17 protein-coding genes and 2 pseudogenes are annotated in these 20,190 nt (G+C 36.7%); 4 read left to right on the top strand and 15 right to left on the bottom strand.

Translation table 11 applies throughout. The features are described 5' to 3' along the window. The first annotated feature begins 183 nt into the window (after window positions 1-183). On the top strand, window positions 184-1,128 hold the full coding sequence (locus LO754_RS01610) for a DMT family transporter (protein WP_231785456.1): 945 nt from the start codon (window positions 184-186) through the stop codon (window positions 1,126-1,128). A 294-nt stretch (window positions 1,129-1,422) separates the two neighbouring features. Here the strand turns inward: LO754_RS01610 and LO754_RS01605 are convergent, their stop codons facing one another. Continuing rightward, the gene (locus tag LO754_RS01605) at window positions 1,423-1,854 is read right to left on the bottom strand and encodes a DUF4395 domain-containing protein (protein ID WP_024362731.1); all 432 of its coding nucleotides are present in this window, start codon (window positions 1,852-1,854) and stop codon (window positions 1,423-1,425) included. Between the two features lie 117 nt (window positions 1,855-1,971). Here LO754_RS01605 and LO754_RS01600 point away from each other — a divergent pair, with 117 nt between their 5' ends. After that, complete coding sequence (locus tag LO754_RS01600; RefSeq protein WP_024362730.1) at window positions 1,972-2,682, top strand: Fe-S oxidoreductase; 711 nt, start codon at window positions 1,972-1,974, stop codon at window positions 2,680-2,682. A gap of 53 nt (window positions 2,683-2,735) precedes the next feature. Here LO754_RS01600 and LO754_RS01595 read toward each other — a convergent pair whose 3' ends face one another. After that, complete coding sequence (locus LO754_RS01595) at window positions 2,736-3,416, bottom strand: GNAT family N-acetyltransferase (RefSeq protein ID WP_231785455.1); 681 nt, start codon at window positions 3,414-3,416, stop codon at window positions 2,736-2,738. 12 nt (window positions 3,417-3,428) lie between these two features. Then, window positions 3,429-4,541: a mandelate racemase/muconate lactonizing enzyme family protein gene (locus LO754_RS01590; RefSeq protein ID WP_024362728.1), complete on the bottom strand. Its 1,113-nt coding sequence runs from the start codon at window positions 4,539-4,541 to the stop codon at window positions 3,429-3,431. A gap of 82 nt (window positions 4,542-4,623) precedes the next feature. Between LO754_RS01590 and LO754_RS01585 the strand changes: the two genes are divergently transcribed. Then, the gene (locus tag LO754_RS01585; RefSeq protein WP_229388320.1) at window positions 4,624-5,865 is read left to right on the top strand and encodes a hypothetical protein; all 1,242 of its coding nucleotides are present in this window, start codon (window positions 4,624-4,626) and stop codon (window positions 5,863-5,865) included. Window positions 5,866-6,047: 182 nt separating this feature from the next. Here LO754_RS01585 and nhaC read toward each other — a convergent pair whose 3' ends face one another. From nhaC to LO754_RS01535, 11 genes and pseudogenes are all read right to left on the bottom strand, one after another. Beyond that, window positions 6,048-7,496: a Na+/H+ antiporter NhaC gene (gene nhaC / locus LO754_RS01580; RefSeq protein ID WP_024362726.1), complete on the bottom strand. Its 1,449-nt coding sequence runs from the start codon at window positions 7,494-7,496 to the stop codon at window positions 6,048-6,050. 277 nt (window positions 7,497-7,773) lie between these two features. Then, window positions 7,774-8,889, bottom strand: a complete 1,116-nt coding sequence (locus tag LO754_RS01575; RefSeq protein WP_025218494.1) for an amidohydrolase — start codon at window positions 8,887-8,889, stop codon at window positions 7,774-7,776. Window positions 8,890-9,133: 244 nt separating this feature from the next. Beyond that, on the bottom strand, window positions 9,134-9,277 hold the full coding sequence (locus LO754_RS01570) for a hypothetical protein (RefSeq protein ID WP_162832718.1): 144 nt from the start codon (window positions 9,275-9,277) through the stop codon (window positions 9,134-9,136). Between the two features lie 236 nt (window positions 9,278-9,513). After that, window positions 9,514-11,550: a TRAP transporter permease gene (locus LO754_RS01565; RefSeq protein ID WP_024362724.1), complete on the bottom strand. Its 2,037-nt coding sequence runs from the start codon at window positions 11,548-11,550 to the stop codon at window positions 9,514-9,516. After that, the gene (locus tag LO754_RS01560; protein WP_227665400.1) at window positions 11,547-12,041 is read right to left on the bottom strand and encodes a DUF1850 domain-containing protein; all 495 of its coding nucleotides are present in this window, start codon (window positions 12,039-12,041) and stop codon (window positions 11,547-11,549) included. The genes LO754_RS01565 and LO754_RS01560 overlap by 4 nt, the downstream gene beginning before the upstream one ends. Window positions 12,042-12,264: 223 nt before the next feature. After that, window positions 12,265-13,260, bottom strand: coding sequence for a TAXI family TRAP transporter solute-binding subunit (locus LO754_RS01555; protein ID WP_231785454.1), 996 nt, complete (start codon window positions 13,258-13,260; stop codon window positions 12,265-12,267). Between the two features lie 427 nt (window positions 13,261-13,687). Next, complete coding sequence (locus LO754_RS01550; RefSeq protein WP_024362721.1) at window positions 13,688-14,254, bottom strand: superoxide dismutase family protein; 567 nt, start codon at window positions 14,252-14,254, stop codon at window positions 13,688-13,690. A gap of 611 nt (window positions 14,255-14,865) precedes the next feature. Continuing rightward, the gene (locus tag LO754_RS01545; protein WP_227665399.1) at window positions 14,866-15,378 is read right to left on the bottom strand and encodes a superoxide dismutase family protein; all 513 of its coding nucleotides are present in this window, start codon (window positions 15,376-15,378) and stop codon (window positions 14,866-14,868) included. A 221-nt stretch (window positions 15,379-15,599) separates the two neighbouring features. After that, window positions 15,600-16,121 (bottom strand): annotated as a pseudogene (locus tag LO754_RS01540) (RNA-guided endonuclease InsQ/TnpB family protein); the annotation flags it as partial. Window positions 16,122-16,163: 42 nt separating this feature from the next. Next, window positions 16,164-16,286, bottom strand: a pseudogene (locus tag LO754_RS23845) (helix-turn-helix domain-containing protein); the annotation flags it as partial. A 232-nt stretch (window positions 16,287-16,518) separates the two neighbouring features. Next, the gene (locus LO754_RS01535) at window positions 16,519-17,310 is read right to left on the bottom strand and encodes a 3D domain-containing protein (RefSeq protein ID WP_024364657.1); all 792 of its coding nucleotides are present in this window, start codon (window positions 17,308-17,310) and stop codon (window positions 16,519-16,521) included. A gap of 546 nt (window positions 17,311-17,856) precedes the next feature. Between LO754_RS01535 and LO754_RS01530 the strand changes: the two genes are divergently transcribed. Next, window positions 17,857-18,984, top strand: a complete 1,128-nt coding sequence (locus tag LO754_RS01530) for a response regulator (protein ID WP_024364658.1) — start codon at window positions 17,857-17,859, stop codon at window positions 18,982-18,984. Between the two features lie 52 nt (window positions 18,985-19,036). Here the strand turns inward: LO754_RS01530 and LO754_RS01525 are convergent, their stop codons facing one another. After that, window positions 19,037-20,053, bottom strand: a complete 1,017-nt coding sequence (locus LO754_RS01525) for a GGDEF domain-containing protein (protein ID WP_024364659.1) — start codon at window positions 20,051-20,053, stop codon at window positions 19,037-19,039. Between the last annotated feature and the right edge of the window lie 137 nt (window positions 20,054-20,190).

Genomic DNA, 20,190 nt, shown 5'->3' with positions numbered 1-20,190 from the left:
TTCAGATACTAAAATCCGCTTGGCTCCCATAGAGCAAGGCACGATAAGCACTGCTTACGCAATGTCGTGCATTTACTTTCTTAGGAGGCAACGCGGATTTTTACTTAACCTTCAGATATTACTTTTTCTGCCGAGATTAATGACTGAATTTTCAAACTACATAAAAGTTAAGGATGATGAATTATGAAAGAAATTGCATTAGGCATCTTAGCCTCACTTTTTTTTGCGGTGACATTTATTTTAAATCACGCGATGGAAATGCAAGGTGGTAGCTGGCTCTGGAGTGCATCACTTCGTTATTTTTTCATGTTGCCGTTTTTACTAGCTATTGTCTTTTATCGTAAAGGCTTTTCACCACTTACCAATGAAATGAAAAACAAACCAAGGGCTTGGCTTTTATGGAGCTTCATTGGATTTGTACTATTTTATGCACCACTTACATTTGCTGCAGCATTCGGCCCAGGTTGGCTCGTTTCGGGTACATGGCAATTTACAATCGTTGCTGGTGTCCTTTTAGCTCCACTTTTTGTATCAGTAATCGCTGGAAAAACAGTACGACAGAAAATCCCGTTAATTTCCTTACTTATTTCATGTGTGATTCTAGTTGGAATATTGCTTATTCAAGTACCACAGGCACAGTCTGCCCCAACTAAAAATCTACTGCTAGGGATTTTACCTGTAGTGATTGCTGCTTTTGCTTATCCACTCGGTAATCGAAAAATGATGGAAATATGCGGAGGACGTATTGATACATTTCAGCGTGTGCTTGGTATGACTATCGCTTCCATGCCTGCATGGATTATCATGGCGCTATATGCTGTTTTAACGGTTGGTCTACCTTCACTAAACCAAGTTCTACAATCATTACTAGTCGGGATTAGCTCTGGTGTCATTGCAACCATTCTATTTTTTATCGCAACAGACCGTGTGCGCGAACATCAAGGCAAACTAGCCGCTGTGGAAGCAACCCAATCAACCGAAATACTATTTGTCATTATTGGTGAGGTGCTACTACTTAACATTGCCTTTCCTGATCCAATTGCCCTTGCTGGACTTGGTATTATTATTGTCGGTATGTTGTTACATAGCTACTATACAATGGTACTTGAAAAAAAGAATGTGGCCTAACACACCTCCCCATCTGAACAGTCTTCATAACATATGAGGGTGCTGCTAAAAAATAAAAAGGACGGCTCATTCATCATAGGAATAAGCCGTCTAGAGATTTTACGTTCCCAAAAAATGAGGGGGGTTTTAGGAGCGCTTTATGAACTAGCAAACTTCTGGAGAAAAGTAGCTAAAGTTCACCCTCTCTACACTCGTTTTGTAGAGGAGGAATAATCTTTACATTGATAATGATAATCATTATCAATTAAATTGTCAACTATTATCTTTAAATTAACTTAAAAATTTTTCAAATAATTACAATGCCTTCTTAAGTGACCTTCTGTATTGCCACTGTTTTAGCTGAAAATGCAAAAAGCAACCGATACAAAAACCAGCAATAGCAACAGATGAAGCGATGGCTACCATTGTTGTCAATACATACCCTACTACATGCCAGTTAAAGAAAAACCCAACGAATCCTCCAGCTAAACATATGCTAGCAATACTAGAGTTAAATTTTTGTTGTTGGCCGTCTTCAGGTATATAGGAAGCTGGTGCTTTTTTCAAAAACAGTTTTCCCAATCGGATAATGGGATTAAAATTACATAAAACACCAAGTAAATTAGCGACTAAAGGAATGACTAATATCCAAGCAAGCCCTGTTATCCATGTCACTATGACACTTAACAAAATGGTCCATTGATTGAGTCGTACAAGTGGTCTTGGAATTGCATATGGCAATGACATTTAAAAACCTACCTTTCAGATATGTTTAATGTATTTTACTATATCGCATTCCATTTGTGAAGTAAAAATGATTAATTTATAATGGATGTTAATGATTGAAAAGAAAAGGTGATGACAGTGCCAGCTTTAACGATGGATCAAGTAAGACAACTGAATTCCTACAGTATTTATACAACAGAACCAAAACGAACATTATTTACATTAGCTGATATACATAAAGACTTTTACCATCCCGATTTTTTAAACCTTATGATGGGTATTACGGATGCGGCAACGGAAACCGCAGCTATTTCCCATTTTGCACGTCGCTATGGTATGTTTTTTGCAATGCAGCTATATATGCTTGCTGCCTATGATGAAGTATGGGATGGAAAGCCAATTGACATTCGTTTTGATGCGGCCAAGGAATTCAATAGCTTTACAGTTGCCATGTTTGTGAACCCTAATGATTGGCGTTACGTGGATGAAGATGAAAGACAATCTGTGATTGAAAAAATTTTATATGATGGGCATGTCATCGTTCAGCAATTGCGCAAAGTAACATCCATCTCTCCTTTAACCATTTGGGAAAATTTCTTTGGTTATCTACTTTGGCATTATCATCAACTGTTGTCTAACCCTGGCTTAGCAGACCAGGCAATGGAAGACATTGAGGCTTTAGAGAACCCTAAAACTTGGGCCCGTTTTTCACAAAAATCTTGGTGGGCTGACTATACTGGTGGTCAAAGCCCTACAAATTTAGTTAACGTTCCTGTCCGTAAATCTTGCTGTTTTTCAAAAGATATCCCTGGCTTACTTGCTTGTGGATTTTGCCCACTCAAGAAATAAAAAAAGCCTTTCCTCTCACACTTTGTGAAAGGAAGGCCTCCTTTTATTCCAAGCTATTTTTCATAAAGTACGAACCAGTCATTTTGTTCTTCATACATGGCAGTTCCCGTATATCCCGCTTTTAACAGTTGCTGCTGCAGGGCAGTATCTCCCATCAAAACAGCTCGTTTTTCAGTATAAACTGGTTGCTCCTGTTGTAAATCTTTATAGAAAATATATCGCAATTTATCAACATACTTAATCTTCAAGCCCTTTATGACAAGACCTTGTGAAAATTTATCTTTTAAGCTCGGTATATTATACGGTTTAACCGTAGAGCAAACATAATCGTAGCAATCCAAATCAATAGCGTTCATCACAATCGTTGCTAATGTTTTTTGTAATCCGTAGCCGCGATAATGTGGCGAAACATTGGAAATCTCTTGATATAAAACACGATGGAACTGATCCTCTGGAATTCCGCAATCATAGCCAAGGTGATCGTTATCAATAGGTGGATTTAATAATGCTCGAAAGCCGATTAACTCATGCTCTACATATGCCCCAATCATCAAACCATTTCCTTGCAAAATGTACTCGAATTCTTCCGTCGTTAAAGGCTGTAAAATGCTTTGGTCTGGCAAAGTCTCGTAAACTTCTTGCTGTAACTTCTCAATCGCAGGTAAATGCTGAAGTTGTAATTTCGTAACATAAAAAGGCGTTTCTCCTAGCATTCCTTCATAAATTCTATCCATGTTAACGCCTCCTTAAGCAGTGACTATTGTTGAAAATTCACATAGTTCCTTAAGTACTGTTTCATCTACATCGACACCTAAGCCTGGTTTTTCTGTTAGACAAATGAACGGTACATCATAGTGTAAATTACCAATATCCTTCGAGAATTTAAGTGGACCTGTTAATTCTACACTAGTCATAATTTTTTTCGAGAATGCTACATGGAAACCAGCCGCTGAACCTACAGATGACTCAACCATTGAACCAATTTGACATTCGATACCTGCCATTTCCGCCATGACAGCTAATTTCATAGCAGGATAAATTCCACCGCATTTCATTAGTTTAATATTTACTTTATCTGCTGCACGCTTTAAAATGATTTCACGCATCTCACGTACGCCTCGAAGTCCCTCATCAATCATTAACGTGACATCAGATTTAGATTTAATTTCTACCATGCCGTCAATATCTTCACTATCAACAGGCTGTTCTAACCAATCAATATTTAAATCTTTTAGTAAACGTAAACCTTGTAAAGTTGTAGAGGCATTACCCCATCCTTGGTTGACATCTACACGAATGGCAATCTCCTCGCCTACACGCTCACGTACCGCTTTAATACGAGCAACGTCACGTCTAACTTCCGTTCCTACCTTCATTTTAAATGATTGATAGCCCATTTCTACGCGTCTAGCTGCTTCATTTGCCATTTCTTCAGGAGTGCCAATACTTAACACGTGGGTAATCGGGAATTTCTCATGATAGCGACCGCCAAGTAACTGATATACTGGTACTTGAAGCGCTTTACCAGCAATATCAAAACATGCAATATCAATTGCCGCTTTAGCAGCAGGTACATCCTTTACGATGTGATTCATTTTATCGTGGAGTTTTTCAAAAGCCATTGGATTTTCTCCAATAATCGCAGGGACAAGTTGGTGTTTTAACACTGCATACGTACTTTCCCATGATTCGCCTGTTACATGCTCATCAGGTACCGCTTCACCATAACCAACAATGCCTGTATCTGTTGTTATTTTCAAAATGATAGAAGGCATTGTATCATAAGTAGCATAACTAATAATAAAAGGATCGATAAGTGGTAATTGGATTGCAAAAATTTCTACTTGTTGGATTTTCATTTTATATCATACTCCTGTAATTTTATAGTTGTCGTTAATATGTCGTTAATTACTTAAAAAATATAGAAAAGGAACGATGCCTATGCCTACAAAAATAGCAATTATATGTTCTAAAGCTTTTATGAAACGTATACTTAGTATCGCACAAAACATAGAGAATATTCAATTAGAATTTTACCTTTACAATCAGCCTTCCGAAGCACCGTCATTATTAAAACAAATCAAACCATGTGATGCTCTTTTACTCGGGGGAACATTACCCTATTTACATGCCCAATCATCCCTCGAATCATTGCCGATTCCTTGGAATTATTTAAAGCAAGATGAGGTAACCATTGCGACGACTTTATTATCACTTATTGCAAATAAAGCAATTTCTTTACAAAGGGTATCTATCGATGTCATGCACCCTATCTTTGTCGATAAGGTTCTATCAGAGATAGAATATACCGGAACAAAACCATATGTTCACCCCATTTGCATTACTGAAACATCAAAACATATTTTGAAAAAACATGTCGCTCTTTGGGAAGCAAACCAAATTGATTATGTTATTACAAGCATTCATAGTGTATTTGATGAATTACAGCTACAGGACATTCCTGCAATGCGCATGTTAGATGCAAAAAGTTCCATTATCCAATGTCTTGAAGAAACGAAATCAAGATCACTGCTTACTAAATCCGAATCGGCAAAAGCAGTCGTAGGATTTTTAGCTGTTCCTGAAAATAACCAATGCGCAGACATTGTACAGCAAATTACAGCAGCGATACGTGCAACCTATAAGGAAATTACCCCTCATTATTATGAGCTTTATACAACAGCTGGACATTTACAAAATGCACTCGACATGGAAAATTTATCGCACCTAATGCAACAAATAAACACGCCCTTTAGGCTCGCCTTTGGCTATGGACACTCCATATATGAAGCTGCTGAAAATGCGACATATGCATTAAAATTTTCCAAACCATATGAAATTTATATTTTAGATGAACAAAAAAATCTTTTGGGCCCATTTCCAAAATCAGCAGGTAAACTCTCTTTAAAAACAAAAGATCCGTATATTTTACAAATGGCTAAACAGACAAGCTTAAGCCCGTTAAATATCTCGAAAATTATTCAATTTAGTAGAGAACGACAATCTTCACAATTTACAGCGCAAAATCTTTCAGAATACTTACAAGTTACTCGTCGGACTACTGAACGTATTATCAAAAAATTAGTTGACCACGGTTATGCGAACATTGTTGGTGAAGAAATGACCCATCAGCAGGGGCGACCACGTACAATTTACGAATTAAATTTTGCAACCTATTCTTAGAACTAACAAGCCCCATCACAACACTTTCCTTGGCGAACGAGCACCTCATCTCATGGTATACATCATGATTACAAAGTCTCTTCTTGCCAACAGTTAGCTGCGTGATGGGGCTTGCCCTCTTTGGCTTTACTAAGCAAAATTCTTCAGAGTATTCCCTCTATTTGAGCAAAACTCGTTTTAATTTAGTCTGCTACGACCATATTATTCATTTCATTTTCTTGCGCATCTTTTTTACGTTGGTTTGCCTCTTCAATTTCTTCTGGTGTCATCTTAACAATGGCAAATCCGACATAACCATAAATAATTGAAATAATTGGCACAACAAAGTTTAGTATTGCATAAGGTGCATATTCCATTGCGCTAACACCTAACGTTGCTAATATAAATACACCACAAGTATTCCATGGGAAGAATACGGATGTTAACGTTCCGCCATCTTCAAGCGCACGCGATAAATTTTTCGAATGCAAGCCGCGGTTTTGATATACGCCTGCAAACATACGAGAAGGTACAACAATCGAAATATACTGTTCTGAACATGTTGCATTTGTTGTAATACATGCGGCAATTGTTGAAGCAATAAGGCTGCCTGTAGATTTAGCAAATTTCACAACGACATCCATCAGTGCTTTTAACATGCCTGAATATTCTAACACCCCACCGAATGTCATGGCTACAATCGTCATTGAAACCGTATACATCATTGAATCTAAGCCACCACGATTAAAGAGCTCGTCCACCATTTCATTTCCTGTCGAAATAGCAAATCCTTCTTGTAATGCTTGAACAGCCATCGTTGGCGATCCACCTTGCACAAAAATTTGTAATAAGAATCCTGAAATAATCCCAATAATTAATGCTGGTATCGCAGGAACCTTTTTTGCCACCATGACAATAACGCCAACTGGGACAAGTAATAACCACGGAGAAATCACAAAGCTTTTTTCCATAACATCAAGCGTAGTCAGTATTTTTTCAGAATTCATGGCTACGTCAGCAAAACTTCTGCCCATAAACCCAAATGCGACAAGTGTAATGATTAATGCAGGTATTGTCGTATATAGCATATGTTTTATATGGTCGAACAAATCTGTATTTGTTAAGCCCGCTGCTAGATTTGTTGTATCCGATAAAGGTGACATTTTATCACCAAAATATGAACCTGAAATTACTGCTCCTGCAATCATCGGTGCAGGAATCCCCATACTTAAACCGATACCCATACCAGCAACACCGATTGTTGCCATTGTTGACCATGAGCTACCGATTGCTAGCGAAACGATTGAACATAATAGCAAGATCGTTACTAAAAACCAAGCTGGCGAAATTAACTTTAAGCCGTAAAAAATCATGGTAGCAACGACTCCACCACCAATCCATGCTCCAATTGTCAAACCTACTAAAATAATAATGACAATGGCTGGAAGTGCTAGACGAATACCTTTATACATCATTTCCTCTATTTCCATCCACTTAAAGCCGTGTTTTTTGGCAACAATTGCTGCCACAATTGTTCCTACAATAAGTGGCACGTGTGGACTTTGCTCTAACATAACTACTGTCACTAGCATTGTCGTTATCATTATTGCAAAAGTCAGGAGCGCCCAACTTGCACTAATATCCTTTTTCATTGTCCCATCCCCTTTTTTTGCACCCAATTATAAATTTGCATTTCATCAGTGCAAATATATTTTTACGATTTTTAGCTTAATATTCAAAAAATATAAAGTCAACGCAAAAATTTTATGCTTCTATAGCAATTCTGAATATTAAAGGGCAAAAAAACGCTTCCAAATAGCAATTACAAACCATTCAAAAACGCGTATTTTTATGCATTTCTTCCCGAAAAGCAAGGAAAAAGGGGCTCTATCCAACGTGTAAAGCTTGGATAGAACCCCTTTGAATTACCTATTCATGGATGGGCTTTTTTTCTAATACACACGCAAGAACTTTCGATGCGTCTATTAATGCACTTCGTTCAAAAGTCATTTTTGGATGATGCAGCCCAGGAACTAAATTAGCACCAATGCCAATCATTGTCGCTTTTAGTTCGGGTTTTTTGACTGTATAAAAATGAAAATCATCGCTTCCTGGTGTTGTAATTTCATCCGCCAAAAATTGCTCTCCGAGTGTTTCTAAAATAGCATTTTTAGCCATTTCAGCAGCAATTGGTGAAACCTCTGCACCGGGTGTGAAATCGACCCATTTCCAATTCATTTCAATTTCAAACTGCTGTTGGATTGATTTTAGTCCCGATTCAATGCGGCTTCGAAGTAATTCTAACTGATGATTATGCTGCGCCCGAATATCCATTGAAAAGCTAGCACTACCTGGAATAATATTCGTGCTACCACCATCCGCAATAATCTTAGTTAGTTTGGCAGAGTGTGGCTCGAATGGAGATAAATGAATGCTATTTAACATTAATTGTATTGCCATAATGACATCAATCGCATTTTTACCTTGATGCGGTCTTGCACCATGGGCATCAATACCATGTATTGTTCCATCTAGAAAATAGGCAGCACCATGGTGGATAGCAGGTGAAACCTTTCCTAAAGGCAACTCTTCAATCGGTCTCAAGTGAACACCAAATAAATGCGAAACATCGTCAACTGCTCCACGGTCAAATGCTGCACAAGCACCATTTCCCACTTCTTCAGCAGGTTGGAATATAAATCTGACGCGATGTTGCAGCGGTCGATCTTTAAGCAATAATAGCGCTCCTAGTACCATTGTAATATTAGCATCATGACCACAGGAGTGATTCGCTTGCCATTTACCATCTACTTCTTGCCATAACGCATCAATATCTGCACGAACTGCTACAATCTCATCGCCTGTACCAATTTCAGCGATTAACCCTGGCACATCACCTAATAAACGGTAAGATACGTTTAAGTCATCTAATATAGATGCAATTTTCTTAGTTGTTTCATACTCCTTCCAACTTACTTCTGGATAATTATGAAAATGTTCAAACCATTGATACATTGATTCTTCTAACATTGCTGCACTTGTCATAACCACACCTCGATATACCTTTTTTTCTCCCCCATTATACATGAAAGCTTTTTAGAAAAGTATATATGAAATTAGTACTATATCCATTTTAAAATCATATAACTTCATAATAAAACGCTTCAACACTTCTTACTATTTTATGTAAACTTCATAAAAAGGTGACTGTACTATACTTTTATGCAATAGTAAAAGGCTGTGTTAAAAGTAGTCGTTCCACTTTTAGCACAGCCTTTTTGAAAATGCGTTATAAACTTGAAAAAAAACCTTCTGGATATTCTTCATATTGGAGTTGATTTGTTTGCTCCTCAATATTTTGGTTTGATGTCAGGAATTCTGCCTCTTGATCCATCAAATACGTTTCAAATTTCGAGTTTAATAATTGTTCCATTCCTCGTCACCCTCCTTTGTTAATTGAATTTTCTGATAATTTTATTATATACTAACTTTTTATTAAAAATCAATAAATAATACTCATTATGCATAATATATATCGATTTCATCTCTTTTTGATATAAGATATACTTAAAATAAATTCGAATAAACAGCAATGGTCATCCCTCTCCATTTTTCCATATCAAAAAAGCATCCAAGTGACTACTTTACTTGGATGCTCTTACGATTTTCTTAAGCTGTTACGCTTTTATTATCATTGTCCATACCGTTACCGCCATACTTATGCTGTGTTAAAATTTGAATCACTACAAGCACAATAAAGATTGCGAGACCTGCCCAGTCAGAGAATTTTTCAGGATAGATGAGCAATAATCCAGCTACGATGGCAATCAGACGTTCAAACCACAACACTTTACGATACCAATAGCCAATTACGCCAGCACCAATTGCAACCATTCCCGTAACAGCCGTAAAGACTACCCATAATATTTGCGGTATCGTTGTATCAATCATTAATAAAGCTGGTGAGAAAACAATCATATACGGAATAATAAATGCAGCAATGGCAAGTTTTGCAGAGTTTACACCAGTCTTAATTGGATCGCCACCTGATATTCCAGAAGCAGCAAATGCAGCAAGTGCTACTGGCGGTGTAATATCGGCAATAATACCAAAATAGAACACAAAGAAGTGCGCCGATAATAAGACAACAACTGGCACTAATTCTTGTGGTGTATTAGGCGATAATAATGCCACAATCGCTGGTGCTGCAATGGTTGATGTAATAACATAGTTTGCCGTTGTTGGAGCACCCATTCCTAAAATTAGTGAAGCAATCATAACGAAAACAAGTGTTAAAATAATACTTCCTCCAGCTAAAGCTACTAAACTATTAGCTAAACTTAAGCCTAAACCTGTTTTAACCACTACCCCTACAATAATACCAGCGCAAGCTGTTGCCGCAACTACACCAAGTGCTGTACGAGCTCCTTCAACTAGTGCATCGATAATATCTTTCGGCTTTAAGCGTGTATCTTTGTTAAACATCGCGACTGCAATGGATATTAAAATCCCATACAGTGCAGCATGCATAACAGGCGTACCTGTTAGCATCAGTATAATAATAGAAACAATTGGTAGTAACAGGTAAATCTTCTTAAATACCTCTTTACGATTTGGCATTTGATCATCACGTAAGCCTTTTAAGCCGACACGCTTCGCTTCAAAATGCGTCATAATCCAAATACCTGTAAAATACAGCAACGCAGGAATAGCAGCTGCTTTTGCAATATCCCAATATGTAATTCCACGTCCAATGAACTCCACCATTAGAAATGCCGCAGCACCCATAATTGGAGGCATTAACTGCCCGCCAGTAGAAGCAGCCGCTTCAACTGCACCAGCAAATTCTTTACGGTATCCTAGCTTTTTCATCATCGGAATCGTGTATGAACCAGATGTGACTACATTGGCAACAGAGCTTCCTGAAATCATACCTTGTAGAGCACTTGAAAAGACAGCTACTTTTGCTGGCCCACCAATTAATTTTCCAGCGAATGCTACAGCCAGATCATTAAAATATTGCCCAACTCCTGTTTTTACAAGAAATGCCCCAAATAATAAGAATACAAAGATAAATGTAGCCGATACACTAATCGGTGTTCCTAAAATACCATCTGTCGTATAAAACATCAGATTCACAATACTTTCAAAATCCTGACCTCTATGCGCCATAAAGGCTGGGAAATAAGGACCGAAATAGGCATAAATTAAAAAACATACTGCGATAATCGTTATCGGTAAACCTACCGCTCGACGTGCAGCCTCAAGCACAAGGAAAACAGCTATTAAACCGACTATAAAATCCAACTGTGTAATGGTCCCATTGCGATTAACAAGTTCTGTATAATTCAATGCCCAATATGAACCGACTACTACCGATAATAACGATAAAATATAATCAAACCATGCAATTTTATGCTTTGGCGCCTTTCTACGGGCTGGAAATAATAAGAAAATCAGAGCTAAGCCAAACCCTAAGTGAATCGTCCGTTGAATGGGTGCTGTAAATTGCCCAAAAATCGCTGTATACAATTGAAACAATGAAAATGCCAATAATCCAAAGAAGATTATATGTTTCATAATGCCTGATATCGTTCGCACATTGGATTCGATATCGTATTTTTCAAGTATCGCTTGTTGCGCTTCAGCGGATATTTGTTCAAATTCTTCTTTTACCTCGGTGTTACGTTCATGCTGTTTTGTCATTTCATCCTAACTCCTTTCCATCGTTCATAAAGCGATAATCGCTTCACCTCAAATAAATAGGACTTACCCCTTTGCAAATCTTTTTTTAAATCGTATTCTTGTTCCTTGTAAACAAACACAAGGTCTAAGTCTAAATCCCCGATATAAATTGTGAAGTTTTCAATGACTTCCTTGTCAAATTGCAAAAAATATTTACCATCTCGTTGTGTTAACGTTTGATTTTCCTCAGCGTAGCCAGGCATCCCAATTGCTAAGTCTTCATACTCCATTCCAATCATTTGAATACGCTGTTCTTCTATACAACGATAATATTCCAGTACATCTGATTTATGGATAGAGTGTGTGTACCTTATACGAAAATCCTCATCAGATGTTAGTGGAATATAATGTACGATTGGATCGTCTACCCTTGTTTCTGTAAATGCGAATACCTTTTGAAGAGGAAGAAAAATAATGATGCCGAGGCATATACAACATACGGCTATTACCAAACCTATTCTCCTCTTTCGCATCACATCTGTTCCCCCACTTTAAAAACTATTCGCTATTTTGCTAGCATCTTTATGTAACAAAAAGGGAAGCTTTACGCAATCCGAGCCCCTTTCATGTTTAAGAAAATATAAAAAACCATTATCAATGTCCAAAAATCACCTTGTTAAACCACGAGCAAATGTTCGTTTTTCAATAGCTTGGAACATGTAAAGCGATGTTGTCCTATTTATTTTCATCAAAGTATTTTTGAGCACCTGGATGAATATCAATACTGATACCATCTAAAGCTGTTTCAGCTTTAATAAATGCACCTTTAGCATGTGAAATTTTGTCTGTATTACTATAAATCGCTTTTGTCATAGCATATACAACATCTTCTGGTAAATCCTTATTCACTGCTAACATCGCAAGAACAGAAACAGTCTCTGTATCATTCGCAATACCGTAAGTACCAGCTTTTACTGTATCTTTTGCATAGTAAGGATATTTGGCAATAAGCTCATCTGCTTTACCAGCATCTACAGCGATAATATTAACTTTTGTCGTCGCATTTAATGCCTCTACAGCCCCTGTTGGTGTACCAGCAGTAATAAATGCCGCATCGATTTGACCTGATTGAAGACCATCAGTAGACTCACCAAAATCAAGATTTTGCGCTTTAATGTCATTCATTGTTAAACCATGAATTTCAAGTAATTGTTCAGCATTGGCATAAGTCCCAGAACCCGGAGCCCCTACAGAAACTTTTTTCCCTTTTAAATCTGCATATGTTTTAATACCAGAAGCTTCAGTTGTTACTAATTGAACAGTCTCTGGGTAAAGTGCACCTAATGCCGCAATCGTATCAATTTTTTTACCTTCAAACATGAATTTACCTTCAGTTGCGTAATAAGCGATATCTGTTTGCACAAACGCAATCTCACCTTTACCTTCTTGCAAGGCAGTCATATTTGCTGCAGAGGCTTGAGAAACTTCTGCTGTCGTTTTAATACCTGTTTCTGTTGTAATTAAATCAGCAAATGTACCACCTAATGCATAGTAAGTACCTTGCGTTCCACCTGTTAATAAACTTAAAAATTTGGGCTTTTCAGAGCTAGCTGTATCACCATTCCCATTTTCCTTATCCGAACCTGTACTACTATCAGATCCACATGCCGCTAAAATTAATAGCGCAATGGCACTTAATAGCATGAATAATCTAAATTGCTTTTTCTTCATATTAACCTTCCCCCTTTGGTTATAATTAAGAATCAATTTAAAATTATCAAATTTAGTATAATTATGTCAACCTATTTATAGTAAATTCAGATAATTATAATTATACAAAATGACATAAATACGAACAACACCCAATTATAATACGCTGTTATTTACCCTTCTTTTTTCTCTAATAAACTAAAAAATACTCTACTACAATAAAATATACTAGTGTAGAAATGTATACATATTGTATAAAAATATACTCCTTGCTAGCTATTTATTTTTATTACATGGAAAATAGGATGAAACTCACAACCAACTACACAACGTAGTGGTGGAGAATGCATAAGCCCCGCCCGTCTATGCGAGCAGCCTGTAACGCAAAAAACCCCCCCACAATACGTAGTGGTAGGGTGTTTCAACTTTATGTTAACAAATTAGCCAACTAACTTCCTGACTGGATTGCTCCACATGCAATTCTTGCACCTGAATTACCAGCAGGGTCTGTTTTATAATCGTCTGCTGCTTCATGGATAACTAATGAAGTACCTTCTCCATCCATTAAGGAATTTTCAGCATTCTTTTGTAATGTTACACCTTCAGCTAAGAAATTTAAATCTACCGTCCCATCTTCACCAACTTCTAAATTTGGTAAATCACCTAAATGATAACCGTTAGGATTTAATTTTCCATGCTCCTTATTTGTTGGATTAAAATGCGAACCTGCCGATTCAAACTTAGGTGCTTCACACTTCGCTACTGAATGGATATGAATACCATGTGTGCCCGCTGGTAAACCACTTAATGCTAAAGTTACTTTAACCCCATTGTCTTCTTCCTCAAAAAAAGCATTCCCATAGCTCTCATTATTTGAACCAATTACTTTTGCAGTTGCCGTTAAAGACGAATTGGCATTAGAGTTAACGGCTACTTTTTCATCTTTCTTATCAAAAAGATTGCACCCTCCGACAAAGACAGTCAAAGAAATAATTAATATAGATATTTTTTTCATGTTATTACCTCCTCTATTTCTGATGGTACCCATCTCTACCAATAGTTATGCAATACATACCGGTGTTTTCTCATCACACCATCAAAAGGTAATATCATGAAAACTGCTTGTAACAGTAATTAATGGCTATAGTCTTTATATTGAGCGTATTCGATTGACCCCAATCAATCGAATACTTACTATGCCGTTGATGGCCAAGCATAGTAAGCCGTAACCCTATGCTTACATTTGTACTGTTTAAGCAGGGGGCACCACTTGCGTTTCCATCAGTTAGTAGTGAAACCTTGTTATCGGTGCAAACTACAACAACAAAGAGGCTGGGACAAAAGAGAAAAAGTGTTAGATTGATGGCAATCAATCTAACACTTTTTTGCAGCGCCGTTGTTGTCCGCTTCGTCGGTTCTTTCCGCGGGCACACACGTAAGCCGCAACCCTCGCTGTCCCGCAGGAGTCACCGCCTCCGCTACCAACAACTAGTGAACACTTCTAATTTTTTATTTATTGCAAAAGCAAGAATAGCTAAGTGTGCTAAGTCTCCATATAGCAAAAATTTATGAACACCTTTCCTCTGTACCTTAATTATTTTAGTTTTGTCCCTGCCTCCTTTTCTATTATGATTGAATAACACCACATGCAATTCTTCCGCCTGATTCACCAGTAGGGTCTGTCATATGGTCGTCCTCGTTTTCATGAATAACAAGCGCAGTACCTTCCCCATCCATCAAAGAGTGTTCAGCATCTTTTTGTAATGTTACACCTTCTGCCAAGACACTCATAGTTGCAGTACCGTCCTCCGCTACCTCTAAATTCGGTAAATCCCCGAGATGATGGCCATGCGGATTATCCTTGCCATGCTCTTTCTGCGTTGGATTGAAATGCCCTCCTGCAGTACCGAAATCCGGCCCTTCGCATTTCCCCACTTCATGTATATGCATACCATGTTTTCCAGCAGGTAAACCACTTACCGTAACGGTTACTTTCACACCATCAGCCTGTTCTTCAAATTTGGCTTCTCCTAAACTTTTATTATCCGAACTCATTACTTTCGCAGTGGCAGTTAAAGCAACCGAGCTATCTGATACTGATTGTTGTTCCGCTTTCTCATCCTTATCAGCGCAGCCCACCAAAAAAACACCTAAAGAAATAATAAATAAAGTTGTCAATTTCATTTTATTACCGTTGCCAAAAATCTATAAATATCTATAAATCTTGTTTAATTCCCTGTTCAACGAGTCCGATTTCGATTGCTACAAGTAACCCATCTACTTTCGTTTGATATAACTCTCCGAGGGCGTAAATTCGGATACAACGCATCCTACATATTAGCGTTATCTTGTTGGTGATATTATGCTAACTTATATTTGGCAAGATTAATACTTGCATTTAAATCCCTATCAATACATAAGCCACAACTACAACTATAAACTCGATCTTTGAGTTTTAAGTCTTTGTTAATCTCCCCACAGTGACTGCAAGTTTTGGATGATGGATAAAATCTATCTGCTACTACGAACTCAATTCCTCTAAATTTACACTTATATTCAAGTTGTCGTTTAAATTCATAATAACCTTATTTTGAGATAACTTTAGATAGATGCTTATTTTTCATCATGCCTATAATATTTAAATCTTCTATTACAACTCTGTATGGCTTGGTTTTCACTATACTTGTTGTCGTTTGGTGAAGATAATTAGTCCGTATATTAGTCAATCTTCTGTGGACTAGTCGTATCCGATTTTCAAGTTTTATAATATTTTTAGTTTTGACATACTCCTTTCCTTTTTTATTTTGTTTATATTTTCTAGTTACTTGTCTTTGTAGTCTTTTTAAGCTCTTTTCATTTTTTCTAACTACATAAGATTTATTTTTCCTAAGAACTGTATCGGCTAAAAATTCGCCTCCATTTTTATAATTTTCTTCTTGTTTTGCAAGTGTCCAATTATAGATAAATCTTGCTGTTCCTACTGATTGCCACAACTTTTGTTCTTGCGATTCACTTGGGTACAATCTAACTTTCTTTGCCAGTATCATTCTCTAGCAACTCTCTTTTGAACTGTTTTGCCTATCTTATTTGCAACAATGCGATTACACTGCAACAACTATAAAATTAACTATTTTTGTATAGATTCATTTAAACTGTATCATCCTCCTTTTTTATAGTTTATCATTTATCAGAATACTCTCGCAACTCATAACTAGGTATTTATCCTCATTACAAATAAAGGGATTTCTCAGAAAAATACTGAGAAATCCCTATGTTGTATTAATTTAAAATTTTTACCGTAACTGTTCGAACACCCCAATTACGAGCTTGTCCATCAGAAGGAATAAATACATCAATTTTATTTCCTTTTATCGCACCACCAGTATCAGCAGCTATCGCTTCGCCATAACCTTCTACCCACACCTTCGTTCCAAGGGGAATAACACGTGGATCAACAGCAATCACCTTTAAATTTGGATTTGAGCGTATGTCTGTCCCGTTTGCTGTAATACCTGAACAACCTTTACAATATGCTGTATAAGCTGTTGCACGCATTGTATATGTCTGACCATTTTGACTCGCTGGAGCACTTGCTGTTGTTGTCGCTTGTTTTGTTGTGGCCGTTTTTGTTGTAGCTTGTTTTGTTGCAGGCTTCTGTGCAATGGTTTTTGCTGTTTTTGGCTTTGCTGCTGAAGCTTTAACAGCTAACGTTTCACCAACTAAAATTAAATCTGATGTGAGGTTATTCCATTCTTTTAAATCGTCCACCTTAACATTATGAACTTTAGCAAGACTGAATAATGTATCACCGGCTTCAATAAGGTGGGTGTCATCTGTCTTTTCTTCCTCCAGTATTTTTTCCATACTCAAGGTCTGATCAGGATTAATCCATATCGAATCAAATTCGTCTAACTGTTGCAACTCGGCTAAACTCAAATTATAAATAGGTGAGATGCCCCAAAGTATGTTGCTCGTCTGACCAGTATATACTCCCTTAGCAGAAGTGGTACTCCCGAACATCCCCATGCCAAGAGTCAATGCTACAGCTAATGCTATTGCCTTTTTCTTCATAATAAGTAATACCTCCAGTTGTTTTATATTTCTGCAATCTGTTGCTAGCACACTAGAGAATTAGGCTCTTAAGTATACAAGCATTATTGTAGAATGCATCTAAATATCACAGGACTTGGACCTGATATTACAAATTATTACTATTTAATCAGTAAAATATACAATTTCAATCAATTTTTTCTCCAATTAAACAATTATATGGAAAATTAAGATCAAATCTCTACAATCTATTTGCATATTTTATATAATGGAAATACAGTTTTTATAGCCGATAAAGTAAGAAAGGAGATGCCTTGAACTCGATTTTATAAAGTGAACTTTGTTAATGGGTTAAACCAAACAGTAATCGAATGGGGATTCACACTACTCTAGTTGCTGTAGAAAAAATGTGTTTAGCAAGTGAATCACTCTGTATACTTATTGCGTTTCCTCTGTTAATGTAAAATAAAGTTTTATTAACCTAATAATTACAATTTAAATACTATATGTAATACCTAAAATACAAATAGTTAGGTCATATACTAATTTGAAAGTTGGTGTCCTACTGTGATTCGAGTAATCATTGCAGATGATGAACCGTTAGCTCTTTTAAACATGGAAAAAAAGTTGAAAGAATTTGATTCAGTAGAGGTTGTTAAAGCTTTTTCAACAATTAAAGATTTGCTTGATGAGGCACCTACATTGGACTATCATGTCGCTTTTTTAGATGTTGAAATGCCAGGAATGGACGGTTTGCAAATTGCTCAAATATTAAAGGAGTGGAAGAAAAATGTCTGTATTGTTTTTGTGACAGCGTATCGAGATTATGCTGTACAGGCATTTGAAATTAATTCCTTAGACTATTTACTAAAGCCTATTTCTAAATCTCGACTTGAGATGACTATCAATAGGATACATGAACTATTCCAATTAGAAATAGCCCCCCCTACTCGAGTGCAACAGAATGAGTACTCCCTTAGTATCCAGTGCTTAGGCGGATTCACTGTTTTACATAATAAGAACATCGTGCATTGGCGAACTGTTAAAACAAAAGAATTATTTGCCTTTCTTTTATCTAATCTCAACAGCCATGTCCCTAGAGATACAATCATCGAAGCATTATGGGCTGAAACTGAATACAAAAAGGCAAGAGTGCAACTTCATACAACAGTTTCTTATCTACGTACGACTCTCTCAGCTTTAGGGTACTTTAACGTTTTACAATATGTAAACGGCTGTTATATTTTACAGCTAGAGAATTTTCAATCTGATGTCTTAGAATTAGAGCACCTGTTAAAGCACAAAGAGGAATTCGGGGAGCTAGATATAGAAAGAGCGGAGGCATTTATTCAAAACTCTCATGGAGAATACATGGCTACATTAGATTACTCTTGGATTCATAGTAAGTCGAATTTCATTCATAACCAAATTACGCTTTTACTAAATTACTTAGTTGAGCATTACAAGGCAACAAACAATGTAGAAAAAATGGAGCGTACTTTACTAGTGATGCTGGACTACAATCCTTATTCAGATAAAATCATCCAAGAGCTTCTTCAACTCTATATTGAAGAAGATAATCGTGCTAATGCAGTAAAAGTTTACAAAGACTTTAAGAAGACCTTGTTTACTGACCTAGATATTTCACCTAATCAAGAGACCATAGAATTATACGCAACAATAGCGCAAGAGTAAAAATGTAGCTGCCTCCTAAGAGACAGCTACATTTTTTGGTTGTTGAAGGTAATTAACTACTAATTCGAGAGAAATCCTCCACCACACGTATACAGTTTCTACCTGATTGTTTTGCCTCATACAATGCCTGATCAGCAATAGCTATTAACTGATTCGGGTCACAAATCGAAGAAGAAAAAACTGTAACACCTGCCGACAAGGTAACTGGACGACCACTAGGATTTTCAGCTTGCGCTTGTTTAACTCGCAATTCCTCTGCTAATTTAACGGCGTCTTCAATTGCCGTATAAGGCAAAATAATTAAAAACTCCTCTCCTCCATATCTAAAACAGCTTCCCTGAACGCTTTCCTTCATTTTGTTTGCAAAAGCTTTTAAAACCTCATCCCCCACTGTATGCCCATATGTATCATTGACACTTTTGAATTCATCTAAATCGATTAAAATAATGGCATGTGGCACTTTCTCTGCAATTAAATTACTTAATACTTGATCCATACTTCGGCGATTCGGAATACCTGTTAAAGAATCTAATTTCAACTGGTCAGTCAATTCCTTAATTTTATTTTGTGAATCAGCTTTTACCTTTAACATGGCATCTTTCAAGTTGCTCGCCTCAGCATACCAGTCATTCACTAATTTTAAATCGTTAATTCCACAGCCCTCTTGTCCACTTTTAACAATATCTTGTAGAGGTCGAATAATTTTCAACACAAACCACAGTACCAATATGAAAACGATTGCTACTATTAACAATAAAGGAAGAAGTATTTTTTTGAAAAACACACTAACAGAGACAACACTTTCTTTTTGTAACTGACTTACTGCCTGTTCAAGCCTATCCTTAACTAAAAATTCTGTTTGTGAGTTTTGTAATGACTCTTGTACATAGATTTCAGCTATATCAGAAACTTCCTCTATAAAAGCTTCCTGTAAAGCATGGTTAGGCTGTGTTAGCATTTCACTGTAACTTTTATAACTAATCCAAATACTGATACTTGATGTAACGAGTACAACAATTATTATCATACTAACAATGACAAACGATAAATTTAACTTAAATTTCTCCACAATAGATCATTTCTCCCATTGAGATGATATTTTGCTAAAGCTATATATAATAAGTTCAATTCTCATATTAAAAGTTTTTATTTCATCATCATACGTCATACCTCTTAAAAAATACTTAACAACTAATCGTTTTAACC

The sequence above is a fragment of the Lysinibacillus sp. GJ-1 genome, from assembly GCF_021166035.1.
GTDB lineage: Bacteria > Bacillota > Bacilli > Bacillales_A > Planococcaceae > Lysinibacillus > Lysinibacillus sphaericus.
This window is presented reverse-complemented; position numbering and strand designations above follow the sequence as displayed.

Coding starts and splice junctions, on each gene's coding strand:
- LO754_RS01610 (WP_231785456.1), top strand. CDS start 184: ATGAAAGAAATTGCATTAGGCATCTTAGCCTCACTTTTTTTTGCGGTG.
- LO754_RS01605 (WP_024362731.1), bottom strand. CDS start 1,854: ATGTCATTGCCATATGCAATTCCAAGACCACTTGTACGACTCAATCAA.
- LO754_RS01595 (WP_231785455.1), bottom strand. CDS start 3,416: ATGGATAGAATTTATGAAGGAATGCTAGGAGAAACGCCTTTTTATGTT.
- LO754_RS01590 (WP_024362728.1), bottom strand. CDS start 4,541: ATGAAAATCCAACAAGTAGAAATTTTTGCAATCCAATTACCACTTATC.
- LO754_RS01585 (WP_229388320.1), top strand. CDS start 4,624: ATGCCTACAAAAATAGCAATTATATGTTCTAAAGCTTTTATGAAACGT.
- nhaC (WP_024362726.1), bottom strand. CDS start 7,496: ATGAAAAAGGATATTAGTGCAAGTTGGGCGCTCCTGACTTTTGCAATA.
- LO754_RS01575 (WP_025218494.1), bottom strand. CDS start 8,889: ATGACAAGTGCAGCAATGTTAGAAGAATCAATGTATCAATGGTTTGAA.
- LO754_RS01570 (WP_162832718.1), bottom strand. CDS start 9,277: ATGGAACAATTATTAAACTCGAAATTTGAAACGTATTTGATGGATCAA.
- LO754_RS01565 (WP_024362724.1), bottom strand. CDS start 11,550: ATGACAAAACAGCATGAACGTAACACCGAGGTAAAAGAAGAATTTGAA.
- LO754_RS01555 (WP_231785454.1), bottom strand. CDS start 13,260: ATGAAGAAAAAGCAATTTAGATTATTCATGCTATTAAGTGCCATTGCG.
- LO754_RS01550 (WP_024362721.1), bottom strand. CDS start 14,254: ATGAAAAAAATATCTATATTAATTATTTCTTTGACTGTCTTTGTCGGA.
- LO754_RS01535 (WP_024364657.1), bottom strand. CDS start 17,310: ATGAAGAAAAAGGCAATAGCATTAGCTGTAGCATTGACTCTTGGCATG.